Source organism: Rubrivirga aquatilis (assembly GCF_046845665.1).
Classification (GTDB): Bacteria; Bacteroidota; Rhodothermia; order Rhodothermales; family Rubricoccaceae; genus Rubrivirga.
On the sequence record NZ_CP177355.1, the window covers coordinates 16,560 to 30,699 of the forward strand.

Annotated in this window: 9 protein-coding genes and 1 tRNA gene; 7 read left to right on the top strand and 3 right to left on the bottom strand. The window is 72.4% G+C overall.

Features of this window, described 5'->3' with window-relative positions; translation table 11 throughout:
* Positions 1-14 precede the first annotated feature (14 nt).
* Positions 15-452 (top strand): hypothetical protein, encoded by a 438-nt coding sequence (locus ACLII4_RS00075; RefSeq protein ID WP_412068847.1) that lies wholly within the window; start codon positions 15-17, stop codon positions 450-452.
* Here the strand turns inward: ACLII4_RS00075 and ACLII4_RS00080 are convergent.
* Positions 449-1,861, bottom strand: a complete 1,413-nt coding sequence (locus ACLII4_RS00080) for a Na+/H+ antiporter NhaC family protein (protein ID WP_412068848.1) — start codon at positions 1,859-1,861, stop codon at positions 449-451. The two genes, ACLII4_RS00075 and ACLII4_RS00080, sit on opposite strands and share 4 nt — an antisense overlap.
* Positions 1,862-2,010: 149 nt before the next feature.
* On the opposite strand from ACLII4_RS00080, the gene ACLII4_RS00085 reads away from it, so the two are divergent.
* Both ACLII4_RS00085 and ACLII4_RS00090 read left to right on the top strand, forming a co-directional pair.
* Complete coding sequence (locus ACLII4_RS00085) at positions 2,011-4,329, top strand: CDC48 family AAA ATPase (RefSeq protein ID WP_412068849.1); 2,319 nt, start codon at positions 2,011-2,013, stop codon at positions 4,327-4,329.
* A gap of 74 nt (positions 4,330-4,403) precedes the next feature.
* Complete coding sequence (locus ACLII4_RS00090) at positions 4,404-5,918, top strand: T9SS type A sorting domain-containing protein (RefSeq protein WP_412068850.1); 1,515 nt, start codon at positions 4,404-4,406, stop codon at positions 5,916-5,918.
* Between the two features lie 102 nt (positions 5,919-6,020).
* Here the strand turns inward: ACLII4_RS00090 and ACLII4_RS00095 are convergent, their stop codons facing one another.
* On the bottom strand, positions 6,021-9,110 hold the full coding sequence (locus tag ACLII4_RS00095; protein WP_412068851.1) for a T9SS type A sorting domain-containing protein: 3,090 nt from the start codon (positions 9,108-9,110) through the stop codon (positions 6,021-6,023).
* A 104-nt stretch (positions 9,111-9,214) separates the two neighbouring features.
* Here ACLII4_RS00095 and ACLII4_RS00100 point away from each other — a divergent pair, with 104 nt between their 5' ends.
* The 4 genes from ACLII4_RS00100 to ACLII4_RS00115 all read left to right on the top strand — a co-directional run bounded on the left by ACLII4_RS00100 (position 9,215) and on the right by ACLII4_RS00115 (position 12,769).
* Complete coding sequence (locus ACLII4_RS00100) at positions 9,215-9,550, top strand: hypothetical protein (protein ID WP_412068852.1); 336 nt, start codon at positions 9,215-9,217, stop codon at positions 9,548-9,550.
* 84 nt (positions 9,551-9,634) lie between these two features.
* Positions 9,635-11,893, top strand: a complete 2,259-nt coding sequence (locus ACLII4_RS00105; protein ID WP_412068853.1) for a TonB-dependent receptor — start codon at positions 9,635-9,637, stop codon at positions 11,891-11,893.
* 61 nt (positions 11,894-11,954) lie between these two features.
* A tRNA-Lys gene (locus tag ACLII4_RS00110) sits at positions 11,955-12,028 on the top strand.
* 135 nt (positions 12,029-12,163) lie between these two features.
* A complete protein-coding gene (locus tag ACLII4_RS00115; RefSeq protein WP_412068854.1) occupies positions 12,164-12,769 on the top strand; it encodes a hypothetical protein in 606 nt (201 codons plus the stop codon).
* On the opposite strand, the gene ACLII4_RS00120 is transcribed toward ACLII4_RS00115, so the two are convergent.
* Positions 12,761-13,936 carry a tyrosine-type recombinase/integrase gene (locus ACLII4_RS00120; protein ID WP_412068855.1) on the bottom strand — a complete coding sequence of 392 codons (1,176 nt, stop codon included), beginning with the start codon at positions 13,934-13,936 and terminating at the stop codon, positions 12,761-12,763. The two genes, ACLII4_RS00115 and ACLII4_RS00120, sit on opposite strands and share 9 nt — an antisense overlap.
* Between the last annotated feature and the right edge of the window lie 204 nt (positions 13,937-14,140).

The following is a 14,140-nucleotide window of genomic DNA, read 5'->3' on the forward strand; positions in this document are numbered from 1 at the left end:
CGATACTCGGGCACATGGCACCTTCCCGCCCCGATCGCCTCTTCGGCGGACTGTTCCTCGCTGCCGGCGCGGCGCTCGTCGGCATCGGTGCCGGCGTCGTCCCCGTCGACCCCGGCACGGTCCATGCGCCCGGCTGGGTGCTGGCGCTGTGCGGCGCCGTCTTCGGGATGGGCGGGGTGGCGGTGCTGGCGCACCGATGGCCGGCCGTGCAGTCGGCCGCCGTCGGCGTGATCTGGCTGGCGTTCGGCGTGATCGGCGGGTGGGTGGCGCTGTTCGGCAGCGCCGAGCAGTTCTCGGGTGGGACCGGACTGCTGCCGCGCAGCCTCGACGTGTGGCTGGCGCGCGGCGTGTTCGGGCTGGGCGCCGTGCTTTGCTTGGCCGTGTTCATCGGCGGCTCCGCACGGCTCGTCCGCCGCGCGCGGTCGTCCGGGATTTCGGCGGCCAGGGCCTAGATCGTCGCGCCGATGACGGCGAAGGCGACGATCGCGACGCCACCCGCGAGCAAGGCGTAGGGCAACTGGGTGCGGACGTGCGAGATGTGATCGGTCGCCGCCGCCAGCGACGAGACGATGGTCGTGTCCGAGATCGGCGAGGCGTGGTCGCCGAAGATGCCGCCCGCCAGCGAAGCCGCGAGGAACGGCGCCAGCGGGAGACCGAGGGCCGCGGCGGCGGGCACCGCGATCGGGATCATGATGGCGAACGTGCCCCAGCTCGTCCCCGTCGAGAACGCCACGAAGCCGCCCGTTAGGAACACCAAGGGCAGGAGCAGGATGGGTCCCACGCCGGCTTCGGCCACGCCGGACGCCACGTAGACGCCCGCGCCCAGCTCGCGCGTGACGGCGCCGAGCGCGAGCGCCAGGAGCAGCACGAAGGCCATGCCCAGCATCCCGCCCGCCCCCTTGAGCCCGGTCGTCGTCAGTTGCTCGACGGTCATCCCGCGCTGGGCGAGCATCAGGCCCCAAGCCACCAGCAGGCCCGACAGCACGGCCCATAGCACGCTCGTCGAGCCCGAGCCGTCGAGCAGGTTCCCGTCGCCGGTGATCCACAGCGAGAGCGGCATCATCAGGACCATCGTGCCGAGCGGGAGCAGCATGTTGAGCACGCGCGGCGGGATGGCGCCGATGGGCTCGGGCACGAGCGCCGTCTCGTCCACATCCGGCGCGGCGCCCGGCGCGAACCGCTCGCCGCGCTCGGCCCGCTCCTCGGCCGTCTTCATCGGCCCGAACCGCCAGCCGGTGACGGCCACGAACGCCGCCAGCGCGACGGCCGCCAGCGCGTAGGCGTTGTACGGGATGGAGGACACGAACAGCCGCAGCGGGTCCTCGACGCCCTGCTCGCCCAAGAGGCTCAGCACGTAGGCGCCCCAGGCATTGAGCGGGATCAGCACGCAGATCGCCGCGCTGGTCGAGTCGATGAGGTAGGCCAGCATCTCGCGCGAGCGGTTCTGACGGTCGAAGAGGGGTCGGCTGACGGCGCCGGCCACCAACACGGTGATGTTGGACTCGATAAAGATGACCACGCCGACCAGGAACGCCAGCACGCGCGCGCCGCGCGGCGTCGACGCCCAGCCCCGCTTTTCCAGCGTATCGACGAACCCCTTGACGCCGCCGCCCGCCTCGACCGTCGCGATCAGCGCGCCGATGACGAGCGTGAACAACAGCACGCGTGTGTTGCCAGCGTCCTCGAACACGCCGACGGCCCCGTCGATGGCGCCGCCGAGCCCGGCGAGCGGGTTGCCGCCCGCGAGGATGGTGAAGCCGAGCCAGACGCCGGCGCCGAGCGAGAGGTAGACCTGCCGCGTGCCGATGGCGAGGCCGATGGCGAGTACGGGCGGGAGGAGGCTGGTCCAGGTCGGGTCCATCGGGCGGGGAGCGTGGAGAGTCCCGATGGTACCACGACTCGCTTCACCTCGGGCTCGAGGCGGGAGCGGCTGAAGCGTGTGTGAGGCCGGGCTACCAAGCGAACCCCGCGCGCGCGGCGGGGTGGAACCGGCCGCTCCCCTCTCCCGACATGGCCGAAGTCTCCAGCACCACCGTTCGTCTCCAGGTCGCCGGCGCCCAGAACCCCGACGTGGGCAAGGGCGTCGCGCGGCTGAGCCAGGAGGCGCTCGCCGAGCTCGGGCTGGCGCCGGGCGGCGTCGTCCAGCTCGACGGCACCAGCACGACGGCCGCCATCGCGCTCCCGCCCTACTCCGCCGACGCGGGCTTGGGCATCATCCGGCTCGACGGCCTCTTGCGGGCGAACGCCGGCGTCGGCATGGGCGACCACGTCGAGGTGTCGGCGGCGCGTGTCCAGCCCGCCGCGAAAGTGACGCTGGCGCCGGCCCAGCCGGGCGTGCGGCTGCAGGGCCGGGGGCAGGCGCTCCTGCGCACCCTCCTCGGCCGGCCGCTCGTCTCCGGCGACACCGTCTCGACGTCGGTCTACCGCAGCCAGCCCGGCCCGCAAGACGGCGTGCCCGGGCTGCCGCCCGAGATCGCGCAGCGCCTCTTTGGCCAGCAGCGCGCGTTCGGCCTCCAGGAGATCCGGCTCATCGTGACCCAGACCTCGCCCAAGGGGATCGTGCAGGTGACGGAGCAGACCGAGATCGAGCTGCTCCCGGAGTACCAAGAGCCGCGCTCGGGCGAGGGCCCCGTCGGCATCACGTACGACGACATCGGCGGGCTCGGCGACACGGTCGATCAGGTCCGCGAGATGATCGAGCTTCCGCTCAAGCACCCCGAGCTGTTCGCCCGACTCGGCATCGACCCGCCCAAGGGCGTGCTCTTGTACGGCCCGCCCGGGACCGGCAAGACGCTGCTGGCGCGAGCCGTCGCAAACGAGACGAACGCCAGCTTTTCCGTCATCAACGGGCCCGAGATCATGGGCCGCTACTACGGCGAGTCGGAGGAGCGCTTGCGGACGGTCTTCGAGGAGGCCGCCGAGAACGCGCCGGCCATCATCTTTATCGACGAGCTGGACTCGATCGCCCCGGCGCGCGACGAGACCGGCGAGGCCGAGCGCCGCGTCGTCGCCCAGCTGCTCACGCTGCTCGACGGGCTCGAAGGGCGCGGGAATGTGGTCGTGATCGGCGCCACCAACCGGCCCGACGCCATCGACGAGGCGCTCCGCCGGCCGGGCCGCTTCGACCGCGAGATCGTCATCGGCGTGCCGGACACGGCCGGCCGCCGCCAGATCCTGGACATCCACACGCGCGGCATGCCGCTGGCGGAGGACGTCGACCTGGTCGAATTGGCGCGGACGACCTACGGGTTCGTCGGCGCCGATCTCGGCGCGCTCGCGCGCGAGGCCGCCATCTCGGCGCTCCGCCGCTTGCTCCCCAACATCGACCTCGACGAGGACGAGATCCCGGCCGAGATTCTGGACGAGCTGGTGGTTCGTGGCGACGACTTCGCCGACGCCATCCGGCGCGTGCAGCCGTCGGCGCTGCGCGAGATCCAGATCCAGGTCCCGACGGTCGGCTGGGACGACATCGGGGGGCTGGAGGAGACCAAGCGCCAGCTCCAGGAGGGCATCGAGCTGCCCATGAAGCACCCCGAGGCATTCCGCCGGCTCGGCATCCGCCAGGCGCGCGGCTTCCTACTGTTCGGCCCGCCCGGCAACGGCAAGACGCTGCTGGCGAAGGCCGTCGCCCGGGAGGCCGAGGCCAACTTTATCGCGACCAAGTCCAGCGACCTGTTGAGCAAGTGGGTGGGCGAGTCCGAAAAGCAAGTCTCGAAGCTGTTCAAGCGCGCCCGACAGGTGTCGCCGACGGTCATCTTCATCGACGAGATCGACGCGCTCGCGCCCTCGCGCGGCGGCGGGCAGGGCGACTCGAACGTGACCGAGCGCGTCGTCAACACGCTCCTCGCGGAGATGGACGGGCTCGAAGAGCTCCAGGGCGTCATCGTCATCGGCGCGACGAACCGGCCGACGCTGCTCGACCCGGCGCTCTTGCGGCCGGGCCGCTTCGACGAGATCGTCTACGTCCCCGTGCCGGACGCTGAGGGCCGCCGCCGCATCCTGGAGATCCAGACGGCCGAGATGCCGCTGGCGGACGGCGTCGACCTCGACGCGCTCGCGGAGCGGACGGAGCGCTACTCGGGCGCCGACCTCGAAAACCTCGTCCGCAAGGCGGGACTCGTGGCCCTGCGCGCCGACCTCGAGACGGAGACGGTCACGGCCGCCAACTTCGACGAGGCCCTGGCGGACACGCGCCCGAGCGTGACGGCGGAGGTGGAGAAGGAGTACGAGCGGATGCGCCAGCAGCTCAAGCAGGAGGACCCCCGCGGCAACCGCCGCATCGGGTTCGAGATCACGCCGTCCGACGGGACCAGCGGCGACGGGGCCTGATCCGGCGGGCGCGGATATCTCGGTACAGACACGAGGGGCCTCCTGCCCTTCCACGTCCTGCCGCCCACCCTCCCATGCGCGCGCTCCTCGTCGCCAGCCTCGTCGTTCTCCTTGCTGGGGCTTCCACCGCCCAATCCACGTTCGTCGTCACCACCACCGAGCCCACCGGGCCGGGGTCGCTCCAGTCCGCCATCTTTGCCGCGAACCAGTCCCGCAACGGCAGCGGGCCGGACCGGATCGAGTTCGCTCTCTCGGGCGCGCCGGGGCCGTTCGTCATCCGCCCGACCTCCCCGCTCCCCGCCATCACCGAGGCCGTGGTGATCGACGGGCTCTCGCAGCCGGGCGCGGACTGCTCGTCATGGCCCGCCACGCTCCTCATCGTTCTCGATGGCCAGAACGCCGGCTCCGAAGCGGATGGCCTCCAGTTCACCGACGGCGGCGGATCGACGGTCCGAGGGCTTGTCGTGGGGAGGTTCGCCAACGACGGGTTCGACATCGAGGGGGACGGCGGCAACACGTTCGAGTGCAATTACGTCGGGACGGACGTCCGGGGGACGGCCGCGCGGCCCAACGGCGACGACGGGTTCGACGTGGCCTCCCCCGACAACGTCATCGGCGGGCGCACCCCGTCGGCCCGGAACCTGATCTCGGGCAACGCAGAGGACGGCGTCGACGTGGACGGCTTCGGCGTCGGCAGCGCCCGAGGCAACCGGATCCAGGGCAACTACATCGGTGTGGCCACGGACGGCGCGAGCCCGCTCGGCAACGGTGACGACGGCGTGGAGACCCAGTTCGGGGCCGACGACACCCTGGTCGGGGGCGACGGCGAGGGCGAGGGCAACGTGATCGCGTACAGCGGGGACCACGGGATCCAGACCGAACAGGCAGACCGGATCACAATCCTCGGGAACGCGATCTATGCCAACGGGACGCTCGGCATCGATCTCGACAACGACGGCGTGACCCCCAACGACAACGACTCGTTCACCTCCCGCCAGAACTTCCCCGAGCTCGGCGCCGCCACGACGTTCTCGAACGCCGACGGGACCGTCGTGACGGGTTCGCTGCCGTCGCAGGCCGACGCCACGTTCTGGGTCGAGCTCTTCGCCAGCGACGCGCTCGACACGTCCGGATTCGGCGAGGGCGAGCGCTTCCTCGGTGCGACGGACGTGACCACCGACGGCAGCGGCAACGCTGCGTTTGAGATCACGGTGGTCGGCCTCCCGGCGGGCGCGTTCGTCACGGCCACGGCGACGAACACCGATGGCGAGACGAGCGAGTTCGGCCGCGGCGTGGCGGTGACCACCCGGAACAACGTGGGGTCCGAGCCGGAGACGGGGGCCGAGCTCACGGTGGCCGTCGCGCCCAACCCGTCCGCCTCTGGCGGCACGATCCAGATCGAGGTGGGCGCGGGGCCGGTGGCCGAGGTCGCGGTGTTCGACGCGCTGGGCCGGGCCGTACACGAGGTCCACCGCCTCGGCCGGGGCCGTCACGTCGTGGCCGTGCCGTTGCTGCCGGCGGGGGCGTACGTCGTCCGCGTGGTGGCCGGCGCCCACGTTCAGACGGCCCGGCTCACGATTGCTCGGTAGCGCCGTCGCAGCGTCCGGCAAGGACGAGAATCCAGGCGGCGCCCGCCGCCTCCGGGTCGAGTTCGCGCCGACGGATGGGGAGGGATCCGCCAGCCGGCCGAGTCAGCGGGCCACGGTCCAGCGCCGCGTCACGGCGGCGTCGCCCGCCCGCACCCGGCACACGTAGACGCCCGCCGCCCACGCGGTCACGTCGACCGCCACCTCGTGCGTCCCGGCCGCGAGCGGCCCGTCGGCCAGCACCGCGACGCGGCGGCCGAGCACGTCGAAGACCTCGACCCGCACGTCGGCGGCGGCGCCGAGCGTGAGCGCGACGCGGGCCGGGCCTTGCGCCGGGTTCGGGACGAGCGGGCCGAGCGCCAGCGCGGGCCCCGGGGCCGAGGCACGGCCGGTGGCGACGGCGTACGCGATGCGGACGGCGTCGGCGCGGAGGACGCGGGCCGAGTTCGACGTCTCCGCGTTGTGGACCTCGACGGCGAGCCGGTCGCCCGCATGGACGCTCCACCCCCCGAGCGACTGCCACGCGCCGCTGCCCTCGTTCTGATCGACGGTGACCTCCCCGAGCGGGGCACCGTTGCGCAGGATCCGGTAGCGCGCCTGTCGGGAGGCGTTGGCGGTCTCGGGGACGATGAACGAGACGAGGTGCGGGCCGGACCGGACAGCCGTCGTCTCGAACGTGGCCGTGGGGTCGCCGCCGAAGGGCACGTAGCGGCTCGTCGCGCCGACGGCCTGCGTCACGCTCGTCTGCCACGCGCCGGTGTCGTGGTAGACGGCGGCGTCGGCGTCGTCGAGGACGACCTCGGCGAGCGCGTCGCCCAGGCGGAGGAGGCGGGCGGCGTCGGCGCGGAGGACGCGGTCGGCCTGGCCGTCGGGCGTCGCGGAGACCGCCACCTCGACGGCGTCGCCGGCGTCGAGCGCGAGCGTGCCCACCACGCGCCAGCGGTTGTCGCCGCCCCGCTGGTCGGCCTGCGTCTGGAGGCGGGTCTGGCCGCCGACGCGGACCGCGTAGTCGGCGCGGAGGACGGCGTTGGTGCTGGCCGGGACGATGGTCTCGACGGCGTAGACGCCCGCGTCGGGCGCCGTGAAGGCGAACGTCGCCTGGGGGGCGCTCGCCAGGAAGGCGAACCGGCTGGTGGGCCCGTAGGCCTCCGCCGAACTCGTCCGCCAGTCGCCGCGCTCGGCGTAGCCCGGGTCCGCGTCGTCGACGAGCACGAACGTGTCGAGAAACTCGACCTCGACGGGGACGCGGCGCTCGGGCGCGGTCGGGTCGTCGCTGGCGACGACGAGCGTATCGCGCACGACGCCGGGGGCGTCGGCCGAGAGCACGAGCGGCAGGGCCATCTCGCCCATCGGCGCGATCTCGAAGGGGCCGCCCTCGGCCGCCCGCACGGCCCCCGAGGCCGTCGTCGCCGCGTGGACCGTGAGCGGCTCGGTGCCGAGGTTGCGGAGCGGGACGGTCGCCGTCGTCTGCTGGTGGAAGATGGCCTCGCCGAGGTCGAGGGCGGTGGGCGCGAGAAGTTGGCGGTCGCGGATGAGGGCCGACAGCTTGACGGCGTCGGCGCCCAGGCGCGCGCCCGGCTGGCCGTCGCCGCTCGCGCGGACCTCGACGGTCACGGCGTCGCCGGCGTCGACGTCCACGGCCCCGACGAACAGCCACGCGTTCACCGGCGGGGGCGCGTCGAACGTCACCGCCGCGGCCTCCGCGCCGCCCACCGACACCGCGACTTTGACGTCCGCCGCCGCGCCCGGCGCCTCGGGCATCCGGACGAAGGCGTGGCGCCGCCCGGCGCGGTCGACCGTGAACGTCCACCGCGCCGCCGCGTCGGCGCCCTCCGCCAGCACCGCCGCCCGCGCCGTCCGCCCCCACACGTGGTCGGCGGCGAGCGGCTGCCAGCCGGGTCCGGCCTCGGCGTAGCCCGCCTCGGCGTCGTCGAGGACGAGGTCGTCCGGGAGCGGGCGCAGGAAGCGGGTGGCCACGTTGCCGGCCGAGTCGGAGGCCGCCGCCGCCACGCGGGCGACCAGCGCCGGGGCGACGGGGTCGACGGTCTCCCACGCGAGCGGGCCCGCGGGCACGACGGGCAGGATGCGGCGGCGCTCATAGCGGTCGAGGACGGCGACGAACGGGCCGTCCTGGAAGAGGGGCTCGTCGGACGTGATCCGGTAGCGGCCGTCGCTCAGCACGTCAAGCGTGAGCGTGGGCGGCTCGCGGTCGTCGGTGCCGAGCCAGCGCTGCATGGCGGCGGTGCCGGTCTCGTAGCGGAACGGGACGCCCGGGTACTCGGCCGCGACCCGCTCGATCACGCCCAGCGTCGCCTCCAGCCGCTCGACGAAGGTGGGGTCGGCGAGGTGGTCCCAGATGCAGGCCACCTGGTCCTCGCCCGCCACCGCGGCCTCGAAGATGCCCCGCACGAGCGCCTCGGTGACGCCTGCAAAACTCCGCGAGCGGACGTTCCAGCCGCCCGTCCCACCGGGCCGCTGGTAGTCCTCGGCCGACGGCCGGAACGGGACGAACGCGAGCGGCGCCCGGCTCCAGTCGTACAGGTTGTCGATGGGCTCGACGCGGTCGTCGTGGACGTGGGGGGCGTCGTTGTGCAAGCTGAACGGGAGGCGCGTGTCGAGGTGCGCCTGCCAGGCGTCGTCCATAAAGTGCCAGCCGCTGCGGAAGGAGGCCGGGTACATCCCGTCCATCAGCAGGCCGTCGGCGATCGTCTGGTCGAAGTCGTCGCGGACCTCATCGGTGAACGCGCGGGCCTGATTCCAGCGGTAGCGGCCGTCGCCGTCGTCGTCGTTCCAGACCCAGGTGTGGTAGTGGAACGTGAACTCGTCGCCGGCCGCCTCGATGGCGTCGCCCCAGGCGGTCCGCATGAGGTAGGTGGACATCGTGCTCGGGAGTGGGACGTTCGTGTTGACGGCGTCGCGGTAGAGGCTCCCGTTCTGCATCCACCACGTGAGGCGGAGCGGGTCGCCGTAGGAGTCGGTGTGGGCGGCCCGGAACGCCGGGGCCATCGCGCGGGCGGCGTTGCCCGTCGGCGAGAGGAAGAGGTCGTGGTTGCCGTTGGGGTAGTACCCCGCCCGCCGGTCGACGCTGATGCCGGGCGTGGACGTGTCGGAGCCGAGCACGAACGAGACGGAGCCTTGGGCGTGGGCGGCCGAGGCGAGGAGGAGGAGGGCGAGGCCTGCGAGGTGCCGGGTCATGCGGTCCAACCTACCGGTGACCGGGCACCCGCAACCGGAGGCCGCCCCGCCTCCGGCAATCATCGGGCGGGCACCGATGCCGGAGGCCGTACGTTGGCGTCCCCATGCGCCGCGTCCCCGCCCTGCTCCTGCTGGCCGCCCTCGTCGGTGGCCTTTCCGCGTCCGCCGTCCACGCGGCCGGCCATGCGGCGGACTGGGCGGAGGGGCGCGCGCACCAACTCGCGCACCACGGCAGCGACGGCGCCCAGGCGCCCTGTGTCGACGGGGAGGCCCACGCGCTCGACTGCGCGGTCTGCTCTTGGCTGGGCTCGGCGGTCACTCTCCATGAGACCCCTGCGCTGGCGCTGGCGGACGCCGCCGACGTATCCCCGGAGGCCGTCGTGTTCCGCCCCGAGGGGGTGGCGTGCGCCCCGGCCCGAGGCCCCCCCGCTGTCGCCTAGGTCCGCGCTCGCGGACGGTCTCGCCCGGCGCACGTCGCCGGCTTTGGTTCCCGGCCGCACGTCTGCGGCCCAGCGACAGCTCCCATGGTCTTCCGTCTTCTGGCGGTCGCGCTCGCATTCAGCAGCGCGGCCTCCGCCCAATCCCTCGTCGGCCGCGTGGTCGACGCCGAATCCGACGCCCCGCTCGCGGGCGCCGCCATCCAAGTCCCCGCCCTCGACCGAGGCGCGGCCACCGGTGCCGACGGCACCTTCGAACTCCTCGGCCTCCCGCACGGCGACGTGCGCGTCGTCGTCTCCTTTCTCGGCTACCTCAGCCAGACCCGGACGGTCGCCGTCGGCGCGGGCCCGGCGCGGCTCGACGTGGCGCTGGCGCCCTCGATCGTCGAGTCGCCGGACGTGACGGTGACGGCGCGGGCGCGCGCCTCCGACGTGCTCTCGGTCCCCCAGTCGGTCGCCGTCGTCGACCGGGCCGAGCTCGACCGGGCCGGCGGGGCGACGCCGTTCGAGGCGCTCGACGACCTCGCGGGCGTCCGCCTGCTGGAGACCGGGCCGGGCATCGCCAAGCCGGTCGTCCGCGGGCTCACCTCGCAGCGCGTGCTCATCGTCAACGACGGCGTGCGGCAGGAGGGGCAGGGCTGGGGCGACGAGCACGGGCCCGAAATCGGCGCGGCGGACGTGGACCGAATCGAGGTCGTCCGCGGCCCGCTCAGCCTGCTCTACGGGTCCGACGCGCTGGGCGGGGTCGTGCAGACGACCCCGACGCCGCTCTTCGCACACGAGGGCGAGACGTGGGGGACGGCCACCATCGCCGAGGAGACGGCGGCGCAGCAGACCCAGGGCACGCTCGCCGTCGGCGGGCGCTCCGACGACCTGGCGGGGGAGGTCCGCCTCGGCGGCCTCGGCGCGGCGGCCCTGCGCACGCCCGACGGCCTGATCCCCAACACGGCGCTCGACACCCGCACGGCCTCTGCGCGGTTCGGCGCCCGCATCGGGGAGGGGACGCTGGAGGGTGGCGCAAGCGCGTTCCGCCAGACGATCGGGCTCTTCGAAGCTGAGGACGCCGCCGTCCTCCCTGCGTCGCTCCGCGACCGTGGCGCCATCGCCCTACCGCGCCAGACGGTGGAGCACGACCGCGCCGTGCTCCGGCTCGACCAGCCCCTGGGGGCTGACCGCCTCGACGTCGTCGGCGCCGTGCAGCAGAACCGCCGCCGCGAGTTCGAGGACGAGGAGGGCCCCATCGAGCGCTCCTCGGAGGCCGTCGACGACCCCGCCCTTTTCTTGCGCTTGACGACGGCGACGCTCGACGCGCGCCTGCACCACCGGCCGGTCGGCCGCGTCTTCGGGACGGTCGGCGTCAGCGGCCTGTGGCAACGCAACGAGACGCTCGCCGAGGAGGCGCTCATCCCCGGCGGGACGACGCTCAACGGCGCCGTCTACGTCGCCGAGCAGCTCGTCGCCGGGCCCGTCACCGTCGACGCCGGCGCCCGAGTCGACGTGCGCCAGCTCGACGTGGAGGCGAACGACGACCTGGGTGTCGAGGCCCAGACGCGGTCGTACACGGCCCTGACCGGGGCCGTCGGCGCCGCGTGGCAGGTCGGCGGCGGGCTGTCCGTCGCCGCCAACCTGGGCCGCGCGTTCCGGGCGCCGATCCTCCAGGAGCTGTTCGGGAACGGCGTCCACGAGGGGACGCTCCGGTTCGAGCGCGGGACGGCGACGCTCGCGCCCGAGACGAGCGTCGCGCTCGACGGCGTCGTCCGCTACCTCTCGCCCCACGTCTACGCCGAGGCCGGCGCGTTCCTCAACGTCGTCGACGCCTACATCACGCCGCGAGCGAGCGGCGCGGTCGACCCCGAGAGTGGGTTCCAGATCTACGACTTCGTACAGACCGACGCACGGCTGGCGGGCATCGAGGCGCGCGTCGACGTGCACCCGCACGCCCTGCACGGCCTGGGCCTCCACCTCGCCGGCGACTGGACGCGCGGGACGGAGCGGGCGTCCGGCGACCCGCTCCCGTTCGTCCCCCCGGCCCGCCTCGACGTAGCCGTCGAGTACCAGGTTGAGCGCGCGGGCGTCTTCCGCGATGTCGAGGCGCGCGTCGGCCCGATGCTCGTGGCGGCGCAGGACCGGCCCGAGTTGTCGGACGAGATCCCGACCGCGAGCTACGCCGTGTGGTCGGCCTCCGTCTCGGCGTCGCTGACGGTCGGCGGCGCGGTGCTCACGCCGACGCTGGCGGTCGAGAACATCGGCGACGCGCGCTACGTCGACCCGTTGAGCCGGTACCGCCCGTTCGGCGTCCCGGCGGCCGGGCGGAGCGTGCGGCTGGCGCTGCGGGCGGCGTTCTGAGGCGCCCGGTTTCACCATCGCTCCGCTTTGCCCCCCCGGAGCCGCCCGGTACCTTGCGGGTGCCCCTATAGCTCAGTTGGTTAGAGCAGCGGACTCTTAATCCGCGTGTCCCAGGTTCGAATCCTGGTGGGGGCACCCCAGAAATCGGCCCAAAAATGCCTACAGTGGCAATTTTGGGCCGATTCTGTTTCTAGCCGTGATGCAGCCAAATGCGCCGGAACGCAGCGGAATGTCACGAGTGAGGTAACCACAGCCGTAACCGAGTGTCCCATGTCTACAGACAGCCAGAACGTTCAGGGCGATCCTCAATTCCCGTACTGGGGGCGGTACTGGGCCGGAAACGGTCTGGATGGAGAACCAGCCGACCTCGCCACAACGCTGGCGACTCGTCAGCAACTCTATCTGGTTCTGGCTGCCATCGCGGACATCGAGACTGAACTCTCCCTGTTGCTCCGCGACCATCTAGATGGCGGAGTGGTGCTAGAGAAGCTGATCGACAGTCTCGGCATCGCCCGGTTGCGGCAGTGGTCCCACGCGCTTGACTTGATCAGCGATGAGGTCTCGAACGACATCAACCTCTTGGCCAAGGTCCGCAACCATTTGGCCCACGGGTCAGAGAGGCTGATGTCCGACACAAAGGTTGAGGACACGCTCCTCACCCTGGCGACCACTGCCGGAGATGGGCTGACGATCAACGGCCGCGTCGTGAAGATGATGGTGGACGGCGATTGGCGTCCGTTGACGGCCAAGCGTCTGATTGACACCAGCGGAACATGGGGAGCATTCCTGATGACAGCTCAGCGGGTACTCCAACAATTGTATTTCAGCCGCACCGGCCAACAACCTGGGATTCTCCCGCCGGACGGCTCAGGCTGAGAAAGCCCGCTCCATCTCGGCCCGGACATGATCGGCCGCCGCGTGCGTGTAGATCGCCGTCGTCGTGACGCTCGCGTGGCCCAAGACTTCCTTGATGACGACGCCGGGCACGTTGGCCATCGCCAGCATGGAGCCGCACGAGTGGCGGAGCGAGTGGAACCGCAGGCGGTCGTCCAGCTTCGCCAGCCGAACGAAGTGCTTGAACCGCCGGCTCGTCCGGTTCGGGCCGATCCCGTTGCCGCGCGGTCCGGGGAAGAGCGGGCCGTCGAGCACGTCGCCGCGCGCCTCCCGCTCGGCGTGGAGCCGGCGGATCGCGTCGAGCGCAGGCCCCGCCAGCGGCACGGTGCGTTCGCGCCCGCCCTTCGTCCTGAACCCGTCGGAGTGCCGGACGTGGAGCGACCGGGCGCCGAGGTCTACCCACGACCACCGTGCCGCACACAGCTCGCCAAGCCTGAGCCCTGTGTAGGCCGCGACGAGAATCACGTCTTTGAGCCACAGATTCTCGCCGTCTCTCGCGTGGCCAGACGCCTTGTGGATCGCCGTAGAGGCGTCAATAGCTGCGAGCACCCGGTCAAGGTCCGGCGGCGTCAGGAAGGCTGGTAGGCGCCTCTCCGCCCTCGGTAGTGCAATACCCTTCAATGGGTCCCACCCATCGCTTGGTAGACCGGCCTCGTGCGCCCAACGGACGAACGCCTTGACGTGCCGGAGCCGCTGGCGCTTCGTCGCGTCGGCTACGGGCTCCCGTCGCGTCTGTACTTCTCCATCCCCGCCTGTCTGGCGGACAACCTTTTGCGCGTCGATGAAGCGCCGGACGTGGGCGGGACGGAGGGCGTCGAGGTACACGCCACCGGGCGCCGCGTCGAGGAGTTGGCGGCACGCCATGTCATAGCCCCGGAGGGTCGTCGGGCGGCACGTCTCGCGGCGGTCGGTGAGGAAGCCTGCAACGACATCCGCCAGCGTCAGATTCCTCGTCTCCCAAGGCAGAGAGCGGGCGACGCTCCACGGATCGAACTCGGCCCTGTCGTATAGCCGCTCTAGTTCGTTCACTCGCTTCCGGGCGGCGCGCACATCGCCGGTCCCGAGTGGGACGGACTTCTGGCGGGGCTGGCGGTTGGCGTCGGAGAAGTAGGCGTAGTACTTCCCTCGGAGCTTGCGGAGGCTTGCCATCTCAGGACCCTTTGCGGTTCGGTTGGGCGGGAGCCGCGAGGTAGGCGTCAAGCGCTGCGTCCCGGACCACGAGGACACTGCCTCCGCTTTTATATGTCGTGAGCGTCCCGCGTTGGGCGGCGGCGTGGACGGCCTGCATGGAGACGCTCTTCTGGTTGGCGACTTCGCGAAGGCTGATGACTGGCGGCGGGGGGTCCTTCGGCA

Excerpts from the sequence above, each read along its gene's own strand:
- ACLII4_RS00090 (WP_412068850.1), top strand. The coding sequence starts at position 4,404 with ATGCGCGCGCTCCTCGTCGCCAGCCTCGTCGTTCTCCTTGCTGGGGCT.
- ACLII4_RS00120 (WP_412068855.1), bottom strand. The coding sequence starts at position 13,936 with ATGGCAAGCCTCCGCAAGCTCCGAGGGAAGTACTACGCCTACTTCTCC.
- ACLII4_RS00115 (WP_412068854.1), top strand. The coding sequence starts at position 12,164 with ATGTCTACAGACAGCCAGAACGTTCAGGGCGATCCTCAATTCCCGTAC.
- ACLII4_RS00100 (WP_412068852.1), top strand. The coding sequence starts at position 9,215 with ATGCGCCGCGTCCCCGCCCTGCTCCTGCTGGCCGCCCTCGTCGGTGGC.
- ACLII4_RS00085 (WP_412068849.1), top strand. The coding sequence starts at position 2,011 with ATGGCCGAAGTCTCCAGCACCACCGTTCGTCTCCAGGTCGCCGGCGCC.
- ACLII4_RS00105 (WP_412068853.1), top strand. The coding sequence starts at position 9,635 with ATGGTCTTCCGTCTTCTGGCGGTCGCGCTCGCATTCAGCAGCGCGGCC.
- ACLII4_RS00080 (WP_412068848.1), bottom strand. The coding sequence starts at position 1,861 with ATGGACCCGACCTGGACCAGCCTCCTCCCGCCCGTACTCGCCATCGGC.
- ACLII4_RS00095 (WP_412068851.1), bottom strand. The coding sequence starts at position 9,110 with ATGACCCGGCACCTCGCAGGCCTCGCCCTCCTCCTCCTCGCCTCGGCC.
- ACLII4_RS00075 (WP_412068847.1), top strand. The coding sequence starts at position 15 with ATGGCACCTTCCCGCCCCGATCGCCTCTTCGGCGGACTGTTCCTCGCT.